This is a genomic window from Hominimerdicola alba, assembly GCF_900112155.1.
Lineage (GTDB): Bacteria > Bacillota > Clostridia > Oscillospirales > Ruminococcaceae > Hominimerdicola > Hominimerdicola alba_D.
Genome location: NZ_FOKQ01000020.1, coordinates 24,438 through 50,928 on the forward strand (window position 1 = coordinate 24,438; position 26,491 = coordinate 50,928).

General features: G+C 43.1%; 17 protein-coding genes. 8 read left to right on the forward strand and 9 right to left on the reverse strand.

Going from position 1 to position 26,491, the window contains the following annotated elements:
* Positions 1 to 306: 306 nt before the first annotated feature.
* Complete coding sequence (locus BM265_RS11725; RefSeq protein WP_074962010.1) at positions 307 to 3,801, reverse strand: fibronectin type III domain-containing protein; 3,495 nt, start codon at positions 3,799 to 3,801, stop codon at positions 307 to 309.
* Between the two features lie 917 nt (positions 3,802 to 4,718).
* On the opposite strand from BM265_RS11725, the gene BM265_RS11730 reads away from it, so the two are divergent.
* The 3 genes from BM265_RS11730 to BM265_RS11740 all read left to right on the forward strand — a co-directional run bounded on the left by BM265_RS11730 (position 4,719) and on the right by BM265_RS11740 (position 7,517).
* Entirely contained in the window at positions 4,719 to 6,575 is a 1,857-nt protein-coding gene (locus tag BM265_RS11730; RefSeq protein WP_074962011.1) for a carbohydrate binding domain-containing protein, read from the forward strand.
* A 514-nt stretch (positions 6,576 to 7,089) separates the two neighbouring features.
* Positions 7,090 to 7,269 carry an STAS domain-containing protein gene (locus tag BM265_RS11735; protein WP_074962012.1) on the forward strand — a complete coding sequence of 60 codons (180 nt, stop codon included), beginning with the start codon at positions 7,090 to 7,092 and terminating at the stop codon, positions 7,267 to 7,269.
* Complete coding sequence (locus BM265_RS11740; protein ID WP_074962013.1) at positions 7,266 to 7,517, forward strand: PP2C family protein-serine/threonine phosphatase; 252 nt, start codon at positions 7,266 to 7,268, stop codon at positions 7,515 to 7,517. Before BM265_RS11735 ends, BM265_RS11740 begins: the two co-directional genes overlap by 4 nt.
* A gap of 57 nt (positions 7,518 to 7,574) precedes the next feature.
* Here the strand turns inward: BM265_RS11740 and BM265_RS11745 are convergent, their stop codons facing one another.
* The 8 genes from BM265_RS11745 to BM265_RS11780 all read right to left on the reverse strand — a co-directional run bounded on the left by BM265_RS11745 (position 7,575) and on the right by BM265_RS11780 (position 15,335).
* Complete coding sequence (locus BM265_RS11745; RefSeq protein WP_074962014.1) at positions 7,575 to 8,234, reverse strand: metallophosphoesterase family protein; 660 nt, start codon at positions 8,232 to 8,234, stop codon at positions 7,575 to 7,577.
* A gap of 51 nt (positions 8,235 to 8,285) precedes the next feature.
* Positions 8,286 to 9,518, reverse strand: a complete 1,233-nt coding sequence (locus BM265_RS11750; RefSeq protein ID WP_081358440.1) for a BMP family ABC transporter substrate-binding protein — start codon at positions 9,516 to 9,518, stop codon at positions 8,286 to 8,288.
* Positions 9,481 to 9,735: a hypothetical protein gene (locus BM265_RS11755; protein WP_074962016.1), complete on the reverse strand. Its 255-nt coding sequence runs from the start codon at positions 9,733 to 9,735 to the stop codon at positions 9,481 to 9,483. The genes BM265_RS11750 and BM265_RS11755 overlap by 38 nt, the downstream gene beginning before the upstream one ends.
* Before the next feature lie 60 nt (positions 9,736 to 9,795).
* Complete coding sequence (locus BM265_RS11760) at positions 9,796 to 10,197, reverse strand: hypothetical protein (protein WP_074962017.1); 402 nt, start codon at positions 10,195 to 10,197, stop codon at positions 9,796 to 9,798.
* A gap of 270 nt (positions 10,198 to 10,467) precedes the next feature.
* Positions 10,468 to 11,169, reverse strand: a complete 702-nt coding sequence (locus tag BM265_RS11765; protein WP_074962018.1) for a toxic anion resistance protein — start codon at positions 11,167 to 11,169, stop codon at positions 10,468 to 10,470.
* Positions 11,163 to 12,041, reverse strand: coding sequence for a DUF7192 family protein (locus BM265_RS11770; protein WP_207646980.1), 879 nt, complete (start codon positions 12,039 to 12,041; stop codon positions 11,163 to 11,165). Before BM265_RS11770 ends, BM265_RS11765 begins: the two co-directional genes overlap by 7 nt.
* Before the next feature lie 8 nt (positions 12,042 to 12,049).
* A complete protein-coding gene (locus BM265_RS11775; RefSeq protein WP_074962020.1) occupies positions 12,050 to 14,209 on the reverse strand; it encodes an AAA family ATPase in 2,160 nt (719 codons plus the stop codon).
* A gap of 10 nt (positions 14,210 to 14,219) precedes the next feature.
* Complete coding sequence (locus tag BM265_RS11780; RefSeq protein ID WP_074962021.1) at positions 14,220 to 15,335, reverse strand: hypothetical protein; 1,116 nt, start codon at positions 15,333 to 15,335, stop codon at positions 14,220 to 14,222.
* Between the two features lie 507 nt (positions 15,336 to 15,842).
* Between BM265_RS11780 and BM265_RS11785 the strand changes: the two genes are divergently transcribed.
* The 5 genes from BM265_RS11785 (at position 15,843) to srtB (ending at position 26,483) form a co-directional block, all read left to right on the forward strand.
* On the forward strand, positions 15,843 to 17,243 hold the full coding sequence (locus BM265_RS11785) for a sensor histidine kinase (protein ID WP_081358441.1): 1,401 nt from the start codon (positions 15,843 to 15,845) through the stop codon (positions 17,241 to 17,243).
* On the forward strand, positions 17,215 to 17,925 hold the full coding sequence (locus tag BM265_RS11790; RefSeq protein ID WP_081358442.1) for a LytR/AlgR family response regulator transcription factor: 711 nt from the start codon (positions 17,215 to 17,217) through the stop codon (positions 17,923 to 17,925). The genes BM265_RS11785 and BM265_RS11790 overlap by 29 nt, the downstream gene beginning before the upstream one ends.
* Before the next feature lie 339 nt (positions 17,926 to 18,264).
* Positions 18,265 to 24,582, forward strand: coding sequence for an InlB B-repeat-containing protein (locus tag BM265_RS11795; protein WP_074962024.1), 6,318 nt, complete (start codon positions 18,265 to 18,267; stop codon positions 24,580 to 24,582).
* The gene (lepB, locus tag BM265_RS11800) at positions 24,569 to 25,153 is read left to right on the forward strand and encodes a signal peptidase I (protein ID WP_242940832.1); all 585 of its coding nucleotides are present in this window, start codon (positions 24,569 to 24,571) and stop codon (positions 25,151 to 25,153) included. Before BM265_RS11795 ends, lepB begins: the two co-directional genes overlap by 14 nt.
* Before the next feature lie 13 nt (positions 25,154 to 25,166).
* On the forward strand, positions 25,167 to 26,483 hold the full coding sequence (srtB, locus tag BM265_RS11805) for a class B sortase (RefSeq protein ID WP_074962025.1): 1,317 nt from the start codon (positions 25,167 to 25,169) through the stop codon (positions 26,481 to 26,483).
* Positions 26,484 to 26,491: the final 8 nt, after the last annotated feature.

The following is a 26,491-nucleotide window of genomic DNA, read 5'->3' on the forward strand; positions in this document are numbered from 1 at the left end:
TATGCTCAGCATATAGTTATCCCATTTTATATTACAGATCATACCACCTGCTAGGAGTGTTTCTATTACGTTCAGACTTTTCCTGCTTCTTTTCCACCTCAGACTTATCAAACCCAATGGTCATCTTGAACTACATAGTATACCGTCCTGCCATTTTCGTGAGACACACTATCTCTGCAATTATTTCTATTACACGATGTGCTTCGCCCGCAGTGTTCTAAAAAACCATATATAAACAAGACCGACAGTCTGTAAAAAACTGTCGGTCATTGTTATTTTTGATTGATCTGGCCTGGCGGCGGATCATTATTTTATGGTAACGTCAATTGCTCTTTTGTTGATGTCGCTAACGTCCCACTTGCCATTTACCTTTGCGCAAACAGCGATCTTATATGTACCATTTTTGAGCTTAGGAGAAGTATAAGATGTAACATCGCCGTTAAGCTGTACCTTTACAACCCACTTGCCGGACTGGTAAACAGCAATTGCATATTTCTCAGCAGCATCAGCAGGCTTCCAGTTCAGACGGAACTGCTTGCCTGATACCTCAGAAGTTACAACAGGATATTTGTTGACGCTCTTGGGAGTTACTGTGATAGCCTTTGAAGCGTCAAGATTCCATTTGCCATCGATCTTGGCAACTACTGCAACTGTGTAATTTACGCCGGGCTTAAGTCCCTTGATCACAGAAGATGTCTTGTAGCTATAATTGATGACCTGCCATTTGCCGTTCACTAATCCGACAACTGCATACTTTTCTGCACCGAGAACAGGATCCCATGTAAGCTTTACAGCGCCGTAACCCTTTTCCCATTTCTTGATAACAACAGGGGGATAATTAGTAACAAGTTCATTCCAGCAGTTTTCCTGGTTGAACACATAATAAGACAAAGGCTTATTGATGACCAGAATGTTGATCTTTGTTCCTTTAGCAAGATTGATCGTTTGCTTGGTCTTTCCGTTGAGTACTAATACTGTGCGATCTTTGGAGGACATATTGAAACCGCTGTCAGAATTGATGTTACCGCTTAAGGTAATTTTACCCATATTATGCAGAAGTCCGTATCCACCCCATATTGAGTGCATCTCAAGATCACCATCAATATATAACTTGTCATTTTCTGACGAAAGTATCAAATTTGAAAAGCAGGTATCATATGATTTCTTGCCATCAATAACAGATGCATTTTCAATGAAGTAAGTGCCGTTAACATTCAGTTTGCCGTTATTGCAATAGATAGTACCGGCAGAATGTGTGAGATCGCCATTGATCGTAAGCGAGCCGCAATTGATATCGATAGTGTCACCATTAGTAAAATCACAATTTCCGTTTATTATCATGTTAAGGCCAAAAAGATCAATGTTTCTCAGTTTCAGATCATCAGCCTTAACTTTGATGTTACTTCCGAGCTTATGGATACTCATGTTTCCGCTCCAGATGATCTCACGCTTTTCAGGATTAATCACCTTGATCTCATTCAGTATAGGAGAGTTTCCAAAGTATACATACTGGTTGGTTTTTCCGTTGAGCACTAATACAGAATTATCTTTAGTGTTCATTACAACACCACTGTCGGCATTGATGTTACCGCGTACGTTAACAGTACCGATATTGAGCAGAAGACCGTATCCACCCCATATTGAGTGCATTTCAAGATCTCCGTTAATGTCTACTTCGTCACCCTCTGCTGAAAGTATCAGATTTGAAAAGCATGTATCATATGATTTCTTGCCATCAACAACAGATGAATTTTCAATGAAGTAAGTGCCGTTAACATTCAGTTTGCCGTAATTACAGAGGATCGTGCCGGCAGAATGTGTGAGATCGCCATTGATCGTAAGCGAGCCACAATTAATATCGATAGTGTCACCATTAGTAAAGCCACAGTTTCCGTTAATTAGCATGTTAAAGCCAAAAAGATCAATTTTTCTCAGTTTCAGATCATCAGCCTTAACTTTGATGTTACTTCCGAGCTTATGGATACTCATGTTTCCGCTCCAGATGATCTCACGCTTTTCAGGATTAATCACCTTGATCTCATTCAGTATAGGAGAGTTTCCAAAGTATACATACTGGTTGGTTTTTCCGTTGAGCACTAATACAGAATTATCTTTAGTGTTCATTACGAAACCGCTGTCGGCATTGATGTTACCGCGTACGTTAACAGTACCGATATTAAGCAGAAGACCGTATCCACCCCATATTGAGTGCATCTCAAGATCTCCGTTAATGTTTATCTCGTCACCTTCTTCTGAAAGTATCAGACTCGAAAAGCATGTATCATATGATTTCTTGCCATCAACAACAGATGAATTTTCAATGAAGTAAGTACCGTTAACGTTTATTTTGCCGTAATTGCAGAGGATCGTACCGGCAGAATGTGTGAAATCACCATTGAAAGTGAGCGAACCACCATTAATATTAATAGTGTCACCCTGTGTCTTTACACAGTCTCCGTTAACTACCATGTTAAGACCTGCAAGATCAATGGTTTTCAAGTTAAGATTATCAGGCTTAATCCGGATATCACTTCCGAGCCTATTGACATTCATGTCGCCGCTCCAGATGATCTCACGCTTATTTGGATTAATCACCTTGATAACATTCAATATAGGACAGTTTCCAAAATTTACATACTGGTTGGACTTTCCGTTAAGCACTAATACAGAATTATCTTTAGTGTTCATCACGAAACCATTTTCAGCATTGATGTTACCGCTTACATTAACAGTACCAATATTAAGCAGAAGACCGTATCCACCCCAAATTGAGTGTGTCTCAAAATCACCATTAATGTTTACCTCGTCACCTTCTTCTGAAAGTATCAGACTCGCAAAGCAGGTATCATATGATTTCTTGCCATCAACAACAGATGAATTTTCAATGAAGTAAGTGCCGTTAACGTTCATTTTGCCGTAATTGCAGAGGATAGTACCAGCAGAATGTGTAAAATCGCCATTGAAAGTGAGCGAACCGCCATTAATGTCAATATTGTCACCCTGTGTCTTTACACAGTCTCCGTTAACTACCATGTTAAGACCTGCAAGATCAATGGTTTTCAAGTTAAGATTATCAGGCTTAATCTGAATGTCACTTCCGAGCCTATTGACATTCATGTCGCCGCTCCAGACTATCTCACGCTTATCAGGGTCAGTCACCTTGACTACATTCAATATTGGACAGTTTCCAAAGTTTACATACTGGTTAGACTTTCCGTTGAGTACTAATACAGAATTATCTTTAGTATTCATTACGAAACCATTTTCAGCGTTGATGTTGCCGCTTACATTAACGGTACCGATATTAAACAGGAAACCGTATCCACCCCATATTGAGTGTGTCTCAAGATCACCATTAATGTTTACCTCGTCACCTTCTTCTGAAAGTATCAGACTTGCAAAGCAGGTGTCATATGATTTCTTGCCATCAACAACAGATGCATTTTCAATATAGTAGTTGCCATTAATATTCAGCTTGCCATAATTGCAGTTGATAGCACCTGCAGCATGAGTGAGATCGCCGTTAATAGTCAGGCTAAATCCGTTCAGGTCAACATCTGCTGTAATATTGAGATTTCCATCAACGACTGTATCTTCAGTAAGTGTTGTGGCCTTATTCCAAGTTGTGGTCTCACTTGCGGTTGCCAGACGGGTTACAGCTACTGCTTCACCGATGTTCTCCGAGATCACTGCAGGAGCTTCCTCAATTGAAGCTGCATAGATGTTTGCAGCAGGTGCAGCCGCAGCTGTCAGCGCTAGAACACTTGCTGTAGAAATGATTGTTTTAATTCTGCATTTCATTTTGTTTCCTCCTTGTGCAGATCATTTAGATCAGTTTACGTCTATATTAAAAAGTAAGACGTGAAATATTAAAAAATATTACAAATACATTATAGCATAATGTCATCCTCAAGTCAATCGTTACAGAACTACATTGGATATATTGATAATTATTTAACGAAAAATGTCGATGTCTATTGTGCAGGCTGCATTTATTGTCTAAAATAATATGCCGATGTAAAATAATGAACCATTCAATTTTATGTGCACAGCACCTCAAAGAAACTATTGTTAACTAAACCAAACAATAAACCAGCTTCGTAATTCGTGCAAAGTCAGTTTTGATTTGAGTTGTATTCGCCGGTAATCTGTAAAAGGAGATGTAATATTAAAAACGGAACACTCCATGATTTGTACTCATTTGTCCATCAAAATCCACATTCAGATATAAAAATATTATCACATTAAGCGACACTAAAAGTGTGATATTTTGTGCCTTTTAGAGTTCTATAGAAATACTGTAAACTGAAAGAACTGAAGCCGATCCAAATTCTACAAGTGGCACCATCAAATTCGAGAACTTTTGTTTATAAAGTTTTCCAAATATGAAAAAGAACATATCTTCCATAGTTTTGCTGTGTAAATTTGTTTGATTCAGCTAAACTTTTTATAATTCGTATAAACAAATTGTGATATCAGAAAATATTTAACCAGTTATTGCGAATTAACAGTCAAAGATTGCGGTGTTGAAAAATTCTTGTTTACTTTTAATGTAAAATATTGTATTCTTGCTATAAGAGACAAAATGATAAGGTCATATATTTGGAAGTATGACTAAAAATGGAAGAACAAATTAAAATGTCTCTGTTTCCGGATATTCGTCCGGAAATCTTGTCCTGCTTTAGTGCAGGACAACAAATCAAAAAGGAGTGATTTGAGTGAAACATTCAAAAATGAAGAGAATTCTCAATGCAACTGTTGCATTGATGATGATCGGTGCTTCGGTACCCCTCACCGTTAATGCTGCAGGCTTCGACTGGAGCGGTTTTGCAGGAGGATTCGGCACTACCGGTAATGAAAATATCGGTTCTGATGCAGGCAGCGGCGGTAACGCTCAGTCAGGTCTTAATGCTAAGATCAAGAACGATATGCCTACCACTGTGCCCAGCGGTGTTGAACAGTCCAGCCGCTGCAAGGTCGAAAACAAGACCTACTACTGCAAGTTCTCAGGCAAAAACAAGAAGTGCAACGTTATCCTGCCCCCGAACTATAACTCCAGCAAGAAGTACCCTGTAATGTTCGTTCTCCACGGTATCATGGGAAGCGAGAATGATATGGTAAGCGGCATGGGCGTTCAGGAACTTATGACAGGTCTTATGTCAACAGGCAAGGCTGAGGAGTTCATCGTTGTATGCCCCAATATGTTCACCAGTAAGACCATGAGCGGTCCAAACGGTATCAACCAGCAGACCTGCCAGGAGTATGACAACTTCCTGTATGATGTTACAGAGAGCCTTCTGCCTTACATCAAGGAAAATTATTCCGTAAAAGAGGGCAGAGAGAATACTGCTATCACAGGTTTCTCCATGGGCGGCCGTGAGGCTATCTACTGCGGACTTATGCGTCCCGATGTTTTCGGTTATGTAGGCGGCGCTTGCCCTGCTCCCGGTATCACACCCGGTCAGGACAGCTTTATGGTTCACCCCGGCTGTATGCAGGAGAGCGAAATGAAGTTCAGGAACGTAGGTCCCGAGCCTGAGGTATTCATGATAACAGGCGGTACAAATGACGGCGTTGTTGGTACTTTCCCTCAGCAGTACAGCACAATACTCACCAGAAACGGTGTTAACCACGTATATCAGTCTATCCCCGGCGGCGGACATGATGCTAACTCTGTAAAGCCTCATCTTTACACTTTCATGAGATATGCTTTCAAGGGCGATGGTAATACAAGCAGCGGAGGCGGAGAAGTGATCAATCCACCTGTTGATCCCGATCCTAATGGCTGGTACTTCCATTGTGGATTTGAAGGTACTTCAGACGGATTCACAGGAAGAGGTTCCGCAAGCGTAGCTTCAAGCAGCGATACTGCATCCGCAGGCAGCAGCTCGCTGTATGTATCAGGAAGACAGAGTGCATGGAACGGTGCAAGCTATACACTTGATTCCACTACTTTCAAGGCAGGTAATTCGTACAGCTTCAGTGCTATGGTATCCTACCTCAGCGGTGATGCAACAGATAAGTTCCACTTCACTATGCAGTATACCGATGCAAGCGGAACAACAAATTACACAAAGATCGCATCCGAAACAGTTTCAAAGGGCAAGTGGGTACAGCTTGCAAACAAGAACTTCACGATCCCCGCCGGCGCATCAAATATGCAGATCTATGTTGAAACTGACAGCTCTACCACATCATTCTATGTTGATGAAGTGATCGGTGCGGCAGCAGGTACAACCATAGATGCAAACGGTAATAACGGCGGTGCCACCAACCCTTATCAGCCTGAATATAGTTATCCTACAAATATCAGGGTGAACTACAGTTCTCAGTATCATCAGGTACAGTTCACATGGAACGCAGTTCCCAATGCACAGAACTACGGTATCGCAGTATATCTGGCTGGCAAGTGGAGGATCCAGACCCAGTCTATTTCCGGTTCAACTACGTCTTATATAACTCCCAAGAACCTGACACCCGGCATGACCTACAAGGTAGCTATCGCTGCTAAGGTTAACGGTACATGGGACGTTACAAATGCTATCAAAAATGCTGTGACAGTCACCATAAAATAATTGGCTGATATTGATCTGATTTGATAAACGCAGATTTATCAGACTGTTAGTGGCAAAAAAAGAATCAGACAACCAAAAAGAAAACCTATGCAAAGCGACTAAGAGAAATCTTGGTCGCTTTTGTTATGTTGCATTGAGCCTGTATTCAACCTGTGACACTTGTATTGTACTATTGGATGCATGAATGGAGTTCGTAGATAGGATCACGAATGATCCTCTTTTTCAGAGCATTTGAGTTTATAGAGAATCTGAGGTCAACTTATAGTTTAAATAATCATTAAATCCCATGCTTGCTCCATCAATAATCCCGCTTGATAGTATTCACAAAACGGACAGCAAAATATTGTTATATTCAACAAAAATCCGTTGTATACTATTAATAAAGAGTGACAATCGGTTTAAAATATGATATAATACACAAAAGAAAGATTAAATAATTTTTAATTGTTTTGCCAAAATAAATACATTGCATACCAGATAGAACATTCAACAAACCGACAGGCAGGAATTTTATATGAACGTCACTAAAACCGTATCAGACAATATATGCATATTCTCCGTTGAGGGCAGGATAGATTCTGTAACTTCATCAATGCTCGACCAGGCGCTAAAAGAAGTTACAGACATTGCCGACAGCATAACCATAGATTTTGCCAAGGTGGATTATATCTCATCGGCTGAATCGAGGGCATGAAGTACAAGGAGTACGAATTGCATCTTGAAAAAGGCAGCGCACTGTTCCTCTACACCGATGGCGTAACGGAAGCCACAAACAGTAATAATGAACTATTCGGCACGGAAAGGCTGATCGCTGCACTGAACCGCAGTAAAGTCAGCGACCCCAGAACCATGCTGAATGATGTGAAAAATGCGGTCGATGAGTTCGTTGGCGATGCAGAACAATTTGATGACCTTACAATGCTGGGTCTTATACTTAAATGACACAACAAACGGCGGACTGAAAAAGCCCGCCGTTATTTTATCATTAGTAATAACATATCACAGAAACGCCGTAATAAGTCTGGTGGTGATCTCGCGCCTTGTCATGGCGGCGAGGTCGTTCTCATCTATATCGAGTATATACCTTTCATATCCGTTTATTATTTTTGCTCCGCTGGGATGCTGCAGCACTCTTCTGAATCTTGTGCCGTAGGTCGCGTGAACATGACCGTGCAGAAGATATTTCGGGCGGCAGCGTTCAAGAAGTTCATTGTAACATTCAAATCCTCTGTGGGGAAAATCGTCCATATCACCGTAACCCCTTGCAGGAGAATGTGTCACCAGTACATCGAATCCCGATGAATTAAAGATGGTGGGCTTGTACTGCCAAAGTCTGCGGCGCATCTCCTTTTCGGTATACATATAAGGCTCCCTGCCGTATTTCATCGAACCGCCAAGTCCGAAGAACCGTACACCTTTATATTTGAACACCTTTCCGTCGATATTCTCACAGCCCTCGGGGGGATGCTGCTGATATGCGGTGTCGTGGTTGCCGGGAACATAAAGCAGCGGCACTGTGCTCATAGTCACAAGAAATTCAAGATACTCCGCTTTAAGGTCTCCGCAGGATACTATCAGATCTATACCTTTCAGCTTATCCGGGGTAAAATGATCCCACAGCGCCTTTGATTCCTCATCTGCTATTATAAGCACCTTCATAGCATATCCCTCCTTTCTTCTCCGCTTTTCACAGCAGATATGTATGATCTGTCAGAATTCAAACTCTCCGTCAATATTCTCATTAAGCCATTCCATAGCGGCTATTTCCGAAGTTTTCATTTTTTCCTGATCGGCAGTTATCCTGCTGCCCGAAGAATTGCTTTGCTGGATAATGATACCGTCCTTGGAACGCAGTTCTCCCGAAAAAGGATCCATGCCGCCGTGAACTATGGCATTCTTCATAAAAGCCAGCAGTTTTTTAGTCTGATATGGTGCTTTCGGAGTTATGATATCCACGACCCCAGTTGAAAGACCGAACCAGTAGTTGGTCGGGACGGATATTTTCATTTTCTCGCTTATATCCCATATACCGGATAGTACCGACTGCACCATCTGAACGTAATACTTGCCCCAGTTAAAGTAAGGCTTGCCAAGATATACGTCCTTGTCCTCTTTTATAAGGAAAAGCCCCGCGCGTGTGGATACGTCAGCTACACTTGAACAGTCAAAGTCAGCAAACATCTGAACGCCTTCCTTAGCCCATTCTCTGCGATATCGATGCGGTGCGTTGGGGTTATCGCATTTAAGGGATATTCTGCATTCGGGATCTATCATAGATACTCCCACAGCAAAAGCATTCAGCACTCTCACGCTGGTGTTGTCCATGGTTCTCGCTAGATAACCTATCTTCCTCTGAACATTTCCACTGCATTCGGTAAGCAGTCTGTCTGCCGCAAGTATGCCCATAAGGAATGAAGCCTCATACATCCTGCCGTAGTAACATCTTACCGATGCTGCCGTTTTACCGAAAGAGCAGTTGAGTATCTTGACATCCGGATACTTTACCGATGCCTTTACTGCATCTCTTAGCATTGACGGCGATACCGTAAATACTATGCCACAGCCATCGGATACAGCTTTTTCAATAGCATCACAAACATTGTTCTCTTCACATATGTAAGCCTCTGTGACGACATTATCTCCTGTCATCTCATCCACCAGCAATCTGCCTGCCTCATGGCTGTCGATCCAGCGCGATTCGTCTATATCAGCATCGTATATGAAACCGACTTTCAGGGGTGATACAGCGGTATACCTCTTTGTGCCTGCGAACAGCTTTGATATAAGCCCTTTCTGATCTGCGGCTTCAGGGACCGAATCGAAATAGAAAGTATCAGTAAGACCGCTGCCTGCTATAAGCTCAGCACTTGCGGTCCTTATATTCTTGATTACCTGCTCCTCGCTGTCACACAGAATGGTCTTTATCGGAAAATTTCGATATATACATCAGGAAAGCTTCTGACAAATCGCGTATATCCGTTATTTTCAGCGTGCTCCTGCAATGTCTGCAAAATTTGAAAAAAGTGGATTTCAGATCGGCGCAGGTATTCTCTTCCCACTTATGATCGAGAGTTTCACCCAACAGACCTGCCAGACACTGATACGAACCAACATCTTTCAGAACGATGTAGGGATTCTTCGTGACATCATAAAAATCCATATACTCAGCATATGCCTTGTACTTTTTGGTATCATTCTTTTCGGGAACTATACGCCTTACTTACGCAAGTATGAACTCCATGCCGCCGTATTTGGATACCGATACCCGCTTGTTGCCCTCCTGCACATAGTAATCATTCATATACTCGTACACGATTATCGCATCGCGGATACCCTCTTCCAAAAATGAATCGTACAGCTTCCACCATTTTATAGCAAACTCCGAGGCTTCTTCCAGAAGAGGCATGAAGTTGTTGGCAAACGCGTTGTTCCGCCCCTGCTCCTTATTGCCTATTATACGGTCTACAGGCAGCTCGATAAGCCCGAGTTTTACCACTTTCAGAGAATTGTTTATCTCCTCGTTTGCATCAAGCACGGGAAGATAAGGAGATGTGTTGTTTTTCCTGGCTTCTGCCACGGCTTCTTCCGCAAGCCGTTTTGCTGCTTTATAATCCGACCTCATAGCTATCAATCCCTTTCATAATACTAGGTGTTATAACTATCAAATCAATTATCTATGTTCTCTATAATATATTATAACAGCGCCGAGTATATATGTCAATAGTTTGAAATAATTCCACACATTTAACATTATAAGATCGTTTATCAGCTTTCTTCCTGAGCGATGTTCTGCTGTTTCATTTCTTAGCCTTATGATAATAATAAAACCTCCAAAGCAGTGTATCTTATATTATACACTACTTCAGAGGTTTACACATATTTTTGGATACTGTCATTTTATGATATTAGCAATAGCTGCTGAGATCACGTCTTCTATACCGCAGACCTTATCCATTTTATCTTTATCGGGAGCGTTTCTCAGTGCGGCGATACCTGCTCTCCACAGAACTAGAGTATTGACCTTCAATGACTCTATACGCTGTGACATTTCGCTGTTGCGGGTGTACATATCAGATATCATCATGATACACTGGGATGCTATATTTGCCGAGAGAACAAGGTCGTGAAGCCTTTTGTCAGCCATTATGTGATAGTATTTTCCATCGGCGTTCTCGGATATGTTCTTCATATTTTCGCTCAGTGCCTCAGATGCTGAATGTATCTCATTTATACAGTTCTCAAGCACTTTTTTCATGGTGTCCAGCAGGATATTTTCTTTGCATAATCCGATGTATATTTCCTGAAAGCTTTCAGATATTCTCTGAGCTTCTTTGTCCGCTTTCTCAGCTTGGTCGATGAGCCTTGCGTAACCTATAGCCCCCACATATCCCTTGTATCGTGCGAGACCGTTTATTTGCAGCTGCTGTGAAGCGAGAGTAAGTATGTTTATCGCCTTATCAGGCATAAGATCCTGTTGAAGTTTAAATATCATTTCTGATGTATCTGCTATCCGCTGCTGAACATCTAAGGCATAGGATGGCAGAAGCTCAAATGTCATCATATCGGCGGTATAAGTTTTGTTAAAGTTCAGCATGGCTTGTTCACCTTAGCAAGCTTGATATACTTATCAAGATCTATCTTCTTAAAAAAATTATAACTGTCACAATTTATATCCTGACCAAATATACCCATCTGGACTGGTGATGAAATGACTATATCAGTATCGGGTATATTGAAGATCGCACGGAACTGGTCTTCCGTAAGGGGCTGACCATAATAGGGATACCAATTCTTTTCGTGGAATGACATGGACTCCATCACCCTCAGCACGACACGTCGTAAAAACATTACCGAGCACATGGGGTAGAAGCATTTTTTCATATTAATAGGTTCCGACGGGCTTTTCAGCCTTATCTCGGAGTTGAACACCTCGTCATTGCTGTAGCATGAGCTGAACACTTTAAGGTCAACACCTATGCCGTATTCTTCAAGCAGTTTTATCAGACTGAGAGTCAGCGCGCCGCGGTTGGTGACTGCCTGCTCTAAGGTGTGAATTGAATATGCCAGATTGAACCATATAGTAACGAATTTTTTCTCTCTTGCTCTTGTGAGCCTGTACATTGTCTTCGGAGTACCTGCCACGTACGCGGGAATATTTGGGTGAGAGCCTGCCATTGCCTTTTCCTGCCTGCGTCTGTAAGTTCTTATCGGCATAGTCTTTTCAAATTCCTTCAGCATTTCCAGCGTAAGGTCATAATTACCCGTATATCCGCCGATAAGATAATCTACAGCATTATCAAAGGTATCCTCGGGAAAATCGGGACGTCTGATGATACTGTGCTGTTTGAGAAATATTTTGTCGTTTACTTTAGGTTTGCTGAGTATGTACATCTGCATATCACTCAGACTGTTGAACGCCGCATTGTATACAGTCATTTTTTTGTATTGGTATACTTTGAGGTTCATAAATTCTGTCATCTTCTTGTATCTCCGTTTCGTATTTCGAAAACTATCTTATTGAATACGCTGAATATCCCGCTGCTTATTCTTCCATTGCCGTTGTAGTATTTTGCCATTTCTCTCTGCAGGAATGCCAGATACTCGTTGTCCTTGGTCTCAATGAATTCATATCTGACGATTGCCTCGACATCGTAACTCTGGTGATCCAGGTACTTCTTTATGCTGGTAGCATCACGGGTGGTGAATATACCCGGAGCTGCTGTCTGATTTTCTTTGCTCCATGCAGTTGTAGCATTGCGGAAGACCGCAGCGAACTCAAACCACTGAGGGTGATCACGAAGTATATCCTTTTCGAGTCTGTTATCGTAATCAACATATATCGCTGTGAATCTCTGCATAAGAGATTCCTCTATCTTCTCACGTGTGCTGTAGTTCCTGTCGGCACCGTCGCCAGCGGTGTTGCCTGCGGCAATGATACGGAAGTTCGGATGGCGCATTACACGCTCGCCGTTGGGGAAACAGTAGCTGGCATCTTTTGAATTTGACATAAAGCTGTTGAGCTTTACTGCTGCCCTGATATTGCCGTTATCGAACTCATCGCAGAAAACTATACCGCCGTATTTGTATGCTCTGTAGAATGCAGGGTAGTTATATCCGCCGTCCGCTGTCTGGAATCCCAGCAGGTCGTATTCCTCGTTTATGTAGCCGATATCCAGATATTCCAGTCCCAGTAGTCTTGCTATCTGACCAACAAGGAAAGTTTTTCCGCAGCCAGAGGGCCCTATCATATACGGGTTGGAATCTTCGATAACAGCGGTGATTATATCATCGAAATGCTCATGATAAAGAGCATTGTTTTTTGCGATATCCTCCTGCTTTTTCTCCATGAGCTTTTCAAACCTGTCTTTGAAAGGATAGGTTTCATCAAAGAAGAAATTCGGAGTCATATCCGCGGGTTCAGTGCATCTCTGAGCATTTATCTGAACTATAGTGGGACGTACTCCTGCCGTCACCTGAACGGGTGCGACTGCAGCAGCGGCTGCTTCAGCTTCAGCCTTTTCGGTATCGAAATTCTTGCTGAACTCATCAACGCGGATTATCCTGTTTACCAGATCACTGCTCTTGTTTACCTCTGTGAGAATATTTTTCAGTTCGCCGTTGTTCAGCATCGATGATGCTCTGTCGATCGCCTTGTTAGCCTCAGTGTTTATGCGGAACAGCTCTGCGGCAGTGTTGTCCTTGATGCCTGCGGCTAACATTTTAAGCTCTCTTATCTTGCTGTCCGCAGAATCTATGACCTCTCTGACCAGCTTATCCTTTTCAAACACTATGCTGTCATGCTCTTCGTTAAGAAAAGCATCGAAAGCTTCTCTAAGTTTGAATTCCGCGTTCTTTGCTTCTCTGGTGAGCTTTTCAGTCTCGCTCAGTGTAAGATCTTTGATGGTCTTCTCGTTCTGCTCCACAAAATTTTTGAAGCTGTCAAGACGATCTTCCGTAAGGTCAAGAGTGTGTCTTGCGCCCTCAAGTGTCTCCTCGCTGTTTTTCAGCATCATCTCGGATCTTGCTATCCTGTCTTCGGTGATATCGTATATACCGCAAGCCATTTGAGCATAGCCGATAAGCCTTTCACATTCAGCTTCCTTGTCATGAGCGCTGCATAATTTCATAACACCGCTTATCAGCGATGAGGCAAAACTTTTCTCATCGCTGTAGTACTGTCTCAGCTCGCAGCCGAAAGTATTTATATAGTAGATATTCTTTTCAGCTGTCGGTATATCAGCGATGGTGCACATGGTCTCGATGTATATCTGCTTATCATTGAAACAAAGGTACAGCTCTTTAGTGAACAATCCAGAATGGTAAATGCCGTTATTTTCAAATATTTTCAGAAATACTGCATTTGCAAACCCGTAGTCCTTGGTTGCTTCGCCAAGGGGAAGCACAGTGCGGTAGATGTCTTCCGCATCGTTCATCATTTCTATCGGCTTTTTTTCGCTGCGGGAAGTTATAATGCTGTCCACCAGTTCATACAGTGTTTCCTCTGAGCCGAAAACATTTTTTTCGGGCTCCCGCTTTACCACAGCGAGGTATTTACTCAGCGGAACATATTTATCGTCCTTTTTTAAAGCCGCCTTTACTGCCTGCATTACTGCATCTATCCTGCTTTTTGCCATATCCGTTCCTCTATTCGTTATCTTTATGTAAGTATCTGTCAATTATTTTAGCGCCGGGTATTCCCAAAAGATCTTCATTGATATTTTTGATCTCTCCGCCGCTGATCTGTCGGTAATAATATCCTTCCTGTGAACTGTCAAGGCTTTTTATCAGCCTTGTGCAGCACATTCTTGATTGTACAAACATCTTGTTTTTATGTCTGAACACCTCATGTACTACCGAGAACTCGCTTTTTCTGTCATCATAGAGTTCTTCTTCACATATCTGAGTTATCAGTTCACTGCGATTGTCATAAATAGTTTCCTTATCCGACATGAAGACCTTTTCGTCCCATGGCAGCAAAGCACCTTTTACATTATCACTGCCGATACTGCATATCAGCCGCACTTCCTCAGACATATCAGCTTTTTCAAGATCGGGAGAACTTTCATCGTAGAATATCACCTGTTCGTCTTCGATCATCCTGCTTCGGAGGATATTATTCCTGATATCATAGAGATATTCATGCCTGATTTCTCTGTCTGTAAAGCTTTGAGTAATTACCTCTGTTTTTCCATGGGCATACATCACCGTGACCTTTGCCGTGTGATTGCCGTCAAAAAGATTCGCAAGAGTGTACACGTGTTGGTTATCCTGTGAAGTAAAGCTGCATGGCAGAACTTTTTCATTTCCATTGACTGTGCATGATATCATATATCTGTTTCTGTTTCCTTTGATGTTTGAAAGCTTGAATTCAGCTTCTGCATCACTGTATATCTTTGAAAGAAAGTACCCGATGAAGTTTTCAGAAAACATACCTGTACCGAACGGCAATGCCTTTTCTCCATGCTTCCTGCATTCGGCAATAAAGCTGAATCGCCCGGGAGAGCTCAGTCTTTTTCGGTTTTCCATTATCTCGGAAGTATATTCATCGAAACAGCTTTCGGGACATTTGAGATACAAACGGTCTGCTGCTTTTGCAAGCATTGAGAAAAAGTCGTCATATTCGCATAGATTGATAGACTTATTTCCGTTATATATCAATAACAGTGCCTGTGTGTTTTCCGGAATTATGTAATATCTTATCAGATCTGCTTTTTCGATCTGAGATATCTCCACTTGGGTCTTGCTCATGAATGGTGTCATAGTTTACGCACTCCTGTACGCTATAAATGATTCTTTAAGGAATATTATACCATATCTTTTAACAAAAGTAAAGCAACCGATCTTTGCAAAGATGTAAACCTTAGTTGACATTATTGGTTATCTATTCATTAGAATGACATTCTTTGATCCACGATCTAATACTTTTGTTTTCTTTATTTTCCAATCAACTACCCAATGCCTTTGCAGAAAAGATATTTGCGCTCATTCAGCCCAAACCTTACAGCATCATTGAGTTTTCCTTTTCCGCTGACCATAGCATTTTCAAGCCACGCGAAAAACTGGAAAACAAAGGCATTATGTAAAATTATGTAATCCAGTCAAATTCATTAATTATTAAAAAATGAACTTGACATGAACATAACTTTGATGTATAATATAATAAACAAATATTTAGACAATATCACAATTATATAAAATGAGAATAACAATTCAGGCGGATGTTGCCTTAATTAAGATCATGGCGATAAATGAGGTGATGCTGTAAATATGGAGAGCTTGATATCGCATTTAGGGGCGATGCAGTTCGCACAGATAATCGTAAAATGCTGGAATGAGTGTTTTATCTTGTTTATGCTTTATTCGATGCTTGTGGGCAGGCAGGACGATAAACGCTATCAGGTAATAAATAGCAGGGCGGTTCTGCTCACAAAAGAACTTACCCTTTTTTATATATCGGTGCTGATCTACAATTTAAGTGATATTTTTGTTCTTATCTTCGGGGGACGTAACAGCAGTACCGCTTATTATATAGTTCGTATCGGAACTTTTACATACTATGCTTCCTGCGCAGGTATCACGCAGTTTATTCTGAAAATAATACGAAAATACATTGCTGACAAGCACGGTATGAAAGGTCTGCGGCGAATGATAATCGCTGTGCAGGCAGTACAGTATCTGCTGTATGCGATGCTGATAAGCAATCGGTACACAGGGATCTTTTACCAAATAACCGAGGATAACCGATATGAGCGTTCCCGGGGATTCCCGATATGGCAGCTGACTACGATAATCACCTATATTTTCATAATATGTGTTACGGTGCTTGAATGGAAGCGGATCTACAGTTTTCTGGCAAAAGCTGTTATCACGGCAGCGGGTTTTCATACTGTGGCTATGATAGTCAGCCTTAATATGACATATAATCTTAACAGCACAATGGCTTCATTTGCGGCACTGATATTATTCATGCTGCATGAACAGAACAAGAAAGACAGTTTTATAAGAAGTATCCATGAACTGGAGAAGACACAGACTGAGCTGGAAAGATCAAACTACCTGCTGGAACAAAGCAAGAATCAGCTGCTTATCGCGCAGATACAGCCCCATTTCATAAACAACTCGCTGATGACGCTATGCGCCCGCAGCCGAGAGTATCCCGATGTATACGAGGGACTGAAATATTTTTCCATGTATCTGCGGTCGCATTTTGATATACTTAGCGAAGAAAGCCCCATAACTTTTGAACAGGAGATGGACAATATCGAGGCTTATCTGACACTTGAACGCATGAATTACAAGGATAAGCTGCAAGTCGATTACAACATAATGTGTGATGATTTTACAGTACCTGCACTGTCTGTTCAGCCACTGGTGGAAAATGCCGTAAGACACGGCATATCTCGTGAAAATGGGGGTACGGTGGGTATCAGCTCGTTCCGCAAAGACGGATATATCGTCATTGAGGTAAAAGATGACGGCACGGGAGACCGTCCTGATATCGAAAAGAACAAAGAGCGAAGGGGCGTTGGACTTGAGAATATAATAAAAAGGCTTGATCTGGTCTGCGGCGGCAGGCTGGAACTTATGAAAGTACCTGACGGCACTGTTGCGCGGATAACCATAAAAGAAGAGTCTGGAGATGAGAAGATTGATAACGCTGTCGGTTGACGATCAGCCTGAGATATCCGAGATGATGCAGCATCTTATGAATAAGATCGACCCCGGTGGCACACACATGACTGCGAATACTGCGGAGCAGGCATTCAAGCTGCTTTCAAAGGAAGTGCAGATAGTTTTTCTTGATGTGGAGATGCCCGGTATCAACGGGATCGATCTGGCAAAAAAGATTAAGGATTTTTATCCCAAGCTGAATATAATATTTGTGACGGGATTTACAAAATACTGCTATGAAGCTTACGGCGTTCACCCCAGCGGGTATCTGAGAAAACCTGTTTTTGAGGAAGATCTGAGGCGTGAACTGCAGAATCTGCGATACCCGATAGACGCGCCTCAAAGCCGTTTACTTGTGAGATGTTCGCCTTTTGCTCTGTTCGACAATGGCAAAGCTTTTGTTTTTCACAGGAGCAGGACGCTGGAAATGTTCGCGTACCTTGTCTACCGTAACGGGGCACTGTGTTCAAACGGGGAGCTGTTGGGCATATTATGGGATGGAGATCCGGACAAGCAGGGATATCTGCGGCAGCTTATAAAGGATATGATCGAATCCCTTGACGAGATAGGTGAGAGGGATCTTATAGAAAAGAAATACGGAAAGATTGGTATCAAGCACGGTTCAGTGAGATATGAGGGAGAACTGGAGACCATAGCTGATGAGTTTTCATGGGTATAAAGACCTTTCCTCCAATGTGAAGGAGGGAGGGTCTTTTTTATGTGAAAATACAACAAAACAAGTGGTGCGAAAATTTTTTCGTAAGGAAAAAAAGTTATTTTTGAACAGCCTTTGCAAACATCGTAATAGCAATATATTTTCATCTGATTTTCATTATATTTTCACCACCTGAACACACGAAACGTTTTCGCTGTGACGGCTTTGTAACACTTGGTATGATATAATCATAATAGATAAAATCATAAAACATATGAATTAATTGAGCGAAACTATTTAACACTGTGTTCAAATAACAACATAAGAAAATGATTGAAATAAATTTCCGAAGGGGGGATACCTGTGAAAAAGATAAAGCGTTTGATCCCGCTTCTTATATCAACAGCGATGCTGTTCAACTGCTTTCCTGTTGAATTGATGGCAGCATCAGCGGAAGAGATAACAGCTGAGACATCGGAAGAAACAACAGTAACAGACATCGGCGGGCTTGAATATCAGCAGCTGAGTGCTTATCCCGGCAGAGATGGTTCGGAATCGGTATCTCTTGACGGACTTATGCCTTCAAATGCGACCCTTACTGTTCAGAAGTACAGCGACACCGAAAGCGGCGCTATATGTTCTTATGATATAACCATAACCAAGGACGGCGAGGTATTTCAGCCTGAATCGGAAGCACCTATCACCGCGAAGATAACAAACAGCAAGATAGGCAAGGCAAATGCTGCCAACAAGAATATGCGTCTGTGGCACATATCCGATGACGGCATACGCCAGGAGATAACTGATTTTTCCGTAGAGGGAGATACTGTTATCTTTCAGGCAACAGGATTCTCGCTTTATGAGATAGACGATGGAACTATCCCCCTCAGGACTTATGAATTCTATACACCTGATGACAGCGGGGTATATTCACTTTATTACTTCCCGACATCATCGGGCAGAGAGATATGCGAACAGACGATAAAGGGCGATGAAAAGCCTATCTTTCCTCAGCTGCCTGTGCTTTTGGAATCAAGAACGAAGACATTCATAGGCTGGTACGTATACAATGAGGTTACAGGAACTTACGATGAGGGGATAGATTTTTCAAACGTGCCCCCTGTTACAGAGGATAGTCAGGGAGTGGTAAAAGTCGGGGCTGTATATGCAGACTGTATATTCGTGGTATTTCACGATCAGCGAAATGCTGACGGCACACCCGGTGCGATACTTGCTACAAAAATGGTCACGCTGACAGATGAGGTAAATCAGTTCAGCGTAGATGATGTGACTGCTACACACGATGGAAGTACATTTGTACAGGGTACAGAACATCAGGAGATACAGGCACCCCATATGGAGTTCAAGGGCTGGTCTTACGATTATGCTGTAAACGAAGACCCCAACGCAGACCGCACTCCGCTTCCGTCGGTCATAGCAGTAGATGTTGAGAATCATGTTGGTCCTTCACATACTATCGACCTTTACCCCATATTTGAACCTCTGCGCTGGATAACATTTATTTCGGGCGCAACAGGAAGCGGTGCTTCGTATATCCCGCCCTGTTCGGTTGAAGCAAAGAACGGCGCGTGCAGTGATGATATCCGTGTACCGCGCCGAGAGGGTTATAATTTCTATGGCTGGTATCTTAGAGAAGAAGGACACGAACCTGTAAGGATAACTGACCATTTGGCTGATCTTCTGGAATCGCCTGCATTTGATGCCGAACAGCTGGAACATATGCATATTGAGAACGGACGGCTGATCTTCGACCATGATCTGAAATTAGAGGCATTCTGGACTCCTGCACAGACGAAATACACTATCATCTGCTGGAAGCAGAAAGCCAATTATGATGAAGACGATGATTACGATTTTGAAACAAGTGAGCAGATATCCGCGCTTACAGAAACAGTTGTATCAGTACCTGCAAGCTATCAGAACTGTCCCTATACAGGATTCCATTATGCGCGTTGTGACGAAAGCAAAGAAGCCGCAGGCAACGGAACTACCATACTGAATGTGTATTATGACCGCAATGTGCATACGGTAACATTCAGGACAACAACCCCAAGCAGGATCATACATACCGTGACTGCCCGATACGGTGAGGATATAAGCGATATATGGTCATTCACAGGCAGCAATAACGTTTCCTACCCTCAGACCAATCCGCCAACTTCATGGAAACCTGTTGGTTCATCCACATACAAAGAGCGTATCACCCGTATGGAAATAATGCCCGATGAAAATCTGACATTCGATCATACCACAACTTCTAATCAGACACGTTATTTCCACTACTACGTTGAGGCACTTCCCGGTGCTGAGAACGTCAGGACATTCAGGGATAAAGGCTATTCCCTTTACCTTGATCTTACCCATGATTTCAACTATATAAACTACGCTGCGGATTTCTGGGAGCTTAAGGGTTTTACAAGAGAATGTGCGGCTAATGAGAACAACGTTGTTGTGAACGTAGGAAGTAACACCTCATGGAACAACAACACCATTCCGAATTCGTCTTTGTATTTCTACTACACCAGAAATAGCTACACGATCGAATTCATGGATTCAAGGGACAATAGTCTTATAGCTGATATATCCGTGCTTTACGGAGACAATATCGAAAACTATCTGGGCGGTGTACAGCTTCCCGAAGCGGAGGCAGGGTGGAGTTTCAGCGGTTGGTATTTCGATCAGCACTGTTCCGCGAAAGCAGACCTTGACGACATGACCATGCCTGCCCACAACATGATAGTATACGCGGGCTGGGAAGCGGAGTGGTATCTCATCGAGATAGACCCCAACGGCGGTCAGCTGCCTGAGGGTTCCTCCACATGGTTTTGGGAATCTTATCACGGTGACAAGATAGTGGAGTATATCCACACCACAAGAAATTATGTTCAGGACGATAACGGTGAGTATTATTACCACCTTTATGACAGAGATTATTATCATCTTTCCAAAGAATGGGATCCTGCGGAATCAGCCTGCACCGACAGACGTGCTTTTTACTCACAGGAGCTGGAAGGCGCAGACCTCAGCAGGAGATACAGGGCAGAAGACAAGCAGATGTATCAGTATGCGGGCTGGTATGAGGTCGACAGGGAGACAGGTCATGAAACACCTTTCAACTTCGATCAGGAAGTAGACCATGATATACTGCTGCGCCTGCACTGGAAAGAACTGGGCGCTTACCATATAGACTATCACGCAGGTGACGGTACGATAGACGCACGAGATGAATCGGAAGATGATGTGTTCCTGCTTCTGGCAGAATCTGTTTACACAGGAAACGCAAAGGCAGTTGTTACAAGATCAGCCGTTGCGCCGGCGGGTATGAACTTCATCGGCTGGCATATTCGAGGCGATAAGAGCGGACGTATCTATCCGCCCGGACACAGCTTTGAACTGAAAGAATCTTACTCAGAAATAACCATGACAGAAGACGGTACTGAAAAGCGCATTATAATCATGGAGGCAGTATATATCCCTGTGGATACGGCAACTGTCATATATGATGCCAACGGAGGTTCATTGAAAAGCGGTATGCCCACGGCAGGGTATGAGGATTGTATGTTATCCTACGGCGGACGTATAGGCGTTGACCCTGAAAGGGACTACGAGAACAGCCGTCCTGTATACAGTGTTACGAACACTTCTGTAAGAGTTAGTCATCTGCTGAACAATTCCCACATAAAACTCAGCGGAGATATATTTGAGAACCTGAATTACCGTTTTACAGGCTGGAATACCAAGCCTGACGGAAGCGGCATACATTTTGAAGCCGGAGCCAACCGTCTGATAGACACGGCAGTTACTGCGGGCTTTGACGGCACTCCCCAGACATTGTATGCTGAATGGGAAGTCAAGGTTTATTTCGACAAGAATAAGCTGGATTCAAACTGGGGCGGAAACTGGGAAGAGCAGGACAGTGCTTATCACTACGACGCTTATAACGATATGTATTACCGCGAAGTAAAGCTGAATTCGGCACTTCACGAACAGCCGTCATGCACACCTCACTGCAACGACCCGCTGATAGTATTTCATTACTGGAGCGCACAGCGTTACAGCAGCGGTCAGGGTTCTGTTCCGGAGTTTGACTTTGAGACGATCATCACCCGGGAAATTACCCTTTACGGCTACTGGAACAGTCCGCCTGAGGTAATCGTACACGCAGTAGATGCATCTGACCCAAATCTGGTGCTGAAAGACAGTGAATGGCGCAAACAGAGTGCTATAACATTCACGGCAGATGTGCCTATCGACATAGGTACGGAAAGCACGGCAAGAGTGTATGCCGAGCCGATACCCCTGGCAGGTGAGCACTACACTTTCGATTTTGCCTGCATAAGCGATGCGTTTATACAGACAGGTCTTAACAATATCTCAGATAGCCGAAGTATAACGGATATACGCTATGATACTGATGCCAGGGCTGTAAAGATAACATACAGCAGCGGTACAGAAAGTATACTGCCTTCTGACCAGGAAGTATATCTGGTGTTCCATAAGCGTCCGAAAGACGTGGATATTGGATATGTTGAAATGCAGTTTTCAGGGGCACTCGATGAAGTAGAGACCATAGCGGGGGCACCGAAGACTGCGGCGGTGGCAAATTATGTGATGAATAATGAGCTGACGACACCGCTGGATTATCCGGTATCAAATGATAACCGCGAGTACTACTCCTTTGCATTCGGAAGCCGGAATGCGGCAAGTGCGGAAGATCTGACGATGATAACAGCTTCATCGAACAGCAACAGCTCGCGTCCTTATCTGGAGATACGCAACACTTGGCGGGGATTTGAATACTCGCTGAACGGCACAGATTTTGTAAACTGCGGCTATGATATTCAGCTTTATGTTGTATACTACGCTACACAGCCGACCATCATCACTTTGAGCGAAACCACGGCAGGTCTGCCAGAGGATATATTAAAGGAATTTCAGTATACAGTGAAAATCACTGAAACTAAAACTGTCACAACGACACGGTACAGAAAATCCAAGTATGGTGTAGGAAACTATCAGCAGTACGGATCACCTGTTGTTGAATCCGAGAGTCCGACAGAATATGATGAACAGAATATAGACCTTTGTGACGGACAGTCAGTATCATTTGCGCTGTTCTATTCAAAGATCCCGAATAATGATGAAGAATACACGGAAGGAAACTATTGGTACCGTGATGTTATAGTTACCGAGATAACTCAGAACTTCACTGTTGAGCAGACAGCTGTACCTGAATTTGAAACGGATATAACTTCGACTTCATCGAACGGTACGGTAGATGCGGGTACGCTTGCATATTCCTATACCACAGCCGAAAACAGCGCAGATCATACAGTGAACTATAAAAACACTCATACTCCAATGCCGCTGATTCTTCACGTGGCTGTTGCGGAAAACGACGGATTTATCGCAAGGGACGATCTGCGAGTAAGTGACAGCAGTGTATACACAAAGAGCATAGACATAGGCTCGGTGTATGATCTTACTGCAATAGACCCCGATACGCTGATAAGCGACAATAACAGATATATGTTCGGCATGATAGCTGCGGCTGACAAGAAGCCGAACGGTGAACTTGCAAACATCGAGATGCCTGTTACGAATCTCAGCTATCAGATGACAGCCGAGCAAGATATTTATCAGCTGTGGCTGAACAACGATACCGAAAAACTGCTGGACGGCAGGGATATCTGGCTGATATACTACGAAAAGCCTACGATACGCTACGTTATAGAAGAACCCAACGGCAGGCTGAAACTGATAACACCTGTTACAAGAAACTCGGAAGCTGTACACCTTAATGATGTGACGGTGGAGCAGAATTCATATCTGCCGCTGAACGCATACGGAACGCTGGAATTCGATCAGACAGAGGCAGGAGCATTCAAAGTTCCGCCCGATCTTGATGAGTATGATACAGATCACGGAGAGTGCTGGAAGTGCTTTTTGAACTACACGCGTATAGGTATCGGCAGCAGAACTGATGTAAGAGTTTCGGATCTGGAAGAGGTATATTCGGAAAGACAGCTAAGCACGGGATTCAATGATGGACATATGGTATACCGCGGATCGCCGGATGAGGAATGGAACAATATGCCGTCAGAGCCTGTTATCTACGTGATCTACCGTACAAAGGGCATACAGATGCGCATACGTAAGAAAGTTACCGGTGATGCTCCTGACAACGCAGAATTTACTGTAAGGATTAATTCCTCACTTATCAAGGATATGACATATCTGCCTGTAAGCGGATATTCACCCGACGGGAACGAGGTAAGTTCTGTTGAGGTAGGCCATCAGACCATAGGCGGAACGATGACAGGATACGTGGAGTTCAAAGTAAAGGACGGAAGCGATGTTACTGTGATGGGACTTCCGCGAGGAAGATATCTGGTAACTGAGTTCATGCCAACAGAACTTTACGAACTTTCAGCCACGGCGGACGGTTACAGCTGTACCCTTGATGAGGAAAATTCTTTCCATATCATCATCAGCGAGGATACGGACATAGTACTGAACAATAACGTTAAGCCCGTGCCTGTTACGGGAATGAAAGAAAACAAGGTACCGTATATGATACTGAGTGCGGTATTTCTCACAGGTTCGGCATGGCTGATGTATATTCATATCAGGAGGAAAAAGAGTTATGAGGATATTTGACCGCAGTAATACTGACGCGGCTGATAACATGGGGCCGCGAGGACCTAACGGAGAGGGAGTATCCTCTGAAAAGCACAGGTCGCCAATGAAGCCGGTGCAGATCTTCCTGCTTGATCTGCTGGTGATAATAATACTTATCTGGCTGCTGTTCGGGTTTGCCATGGGCGCAGTTACGGCACCGAACAATGATATGTCACCGAATATAAAGATGAAAGATCTGCTGTTATATTATCGTCTTGAGGACAAGTACACCGCTCAGGACGTGGTGGTGATAAACAAGAACGGAAGAGTATATATCGGGCGTATCGTGGCGGTAAGCGGTGATACGGTGAACATTACAGATGATGAACATCTGGAGATAAACGGCAAAGCAGTGACGGAAACGAACATATACACTTCCACCCCGAGGTATGAGGGGTTTGTGGAATATCCCGTAACGCTGCCGGAAGACACCTGCTTTGTGCTTTCGGATGATCGCTGCGGCGGCGAAGACAGCCGATACTACGGTGTTGTTGACCGCAGTGAGATAAAGGGAAAGGTCGTCATCACCCTGCGGAGACATAACATATGAGGAGAGTGGTATCATGAAACTCCTGAACAAGATAGCGTCAGCTGCAAATACCGTTCTGATGCTTGCCGCAGCAGGCGCAGGAGTGCTGATGCTCGCTTTCGGTGCGTATGTGCTTTATGATATCAGGTATACCAATCAGAATGCTTATATCTCACAGGATCTTCTGCAATACCGTCCTAAGGTGGCTGCCGAAGAGGAGGGTACTGAAACTTTCGCTGAACTGCGTAAGATAAACCCCGATGTTGTGGGCTGGCTGGAATTGTTTGATACCCACATCAACTACCCTCTGGTGCAGGGTAGGGACGACCTTGAATACCTTAACAAGGATATTTACGGAGATTCCACACTAAGCGGGTCTATATACCTTGCAAGTGAGAACGAGCGTGATTTCAGCGACAGGTATAATCTCATATACGGACATCACATGGATAACGGTGCAATGTTCGGTGATATCAGAAATTTCCTCGATAAGGACTATTTCGATTCACATCAGGAAGGACTTTTACAGACAGAAAATGGAACATATCTGATAAAAGTATTTGCCTGTGCCTATGCTGATGCTTACGATAATGTTATCTATAATATATCGAAAGACGCGGATAAGAAATTTCCCGAACTCAGGGAATTTCTGAGTGAACACGCTGTACAGCACAGGGAGATGCCGCAGGAACTTTCAGACTGGATGCTGATAGGCCTTTCCACCTGCACCGATGTGGTAACAAACGGCAGGATAGTGCTTTTTGTAAGTGCAGGACCCCTTAGCAGTGAAGATGCTGTAAAGTATATGGAACGCAGTTCAGGTGATGTGCCGACGGAGGGTACTCATCGTCTTCCACTGGGATACTTTACAGACAGCGATCACTGGGCACTGTTGAATCTGCTGTGTGTGGCAGAAACTTTTCTGATACTTCTGCCTGTAACAGCTATACGAAAAAAATACAGGCAGATATCATACAGCAAAAAATTAGCGAAAAAGCTTGAAGAAACGGACTGTAAAGACAGTCACGAAAATTATGAAAATAACGATACGGAAGAAAGGAGATGCAGTGAAGAGAATGAGGAGATATGTAAGCAGCTAAGAAGATTTACAGACAGAATGCATATCGGTATGATAGTTGAATGTGTATTGCTGATAGTATCAATAGTAGTCTTCCTGATGACGGAAGACCTGACCAAAAAGATGACACTGAGTGACAAATGGACAGGGCTGATGATACTTATTGCGGCGGTAAGCCTGTTAATAGATCATCTGACGTTCTGTTACAAAGGTAAGTTACCCAATAAAGAAGAACTGACAACTCAGCAAAAAGATGATAAGGTATATTCATAATCTGAAGG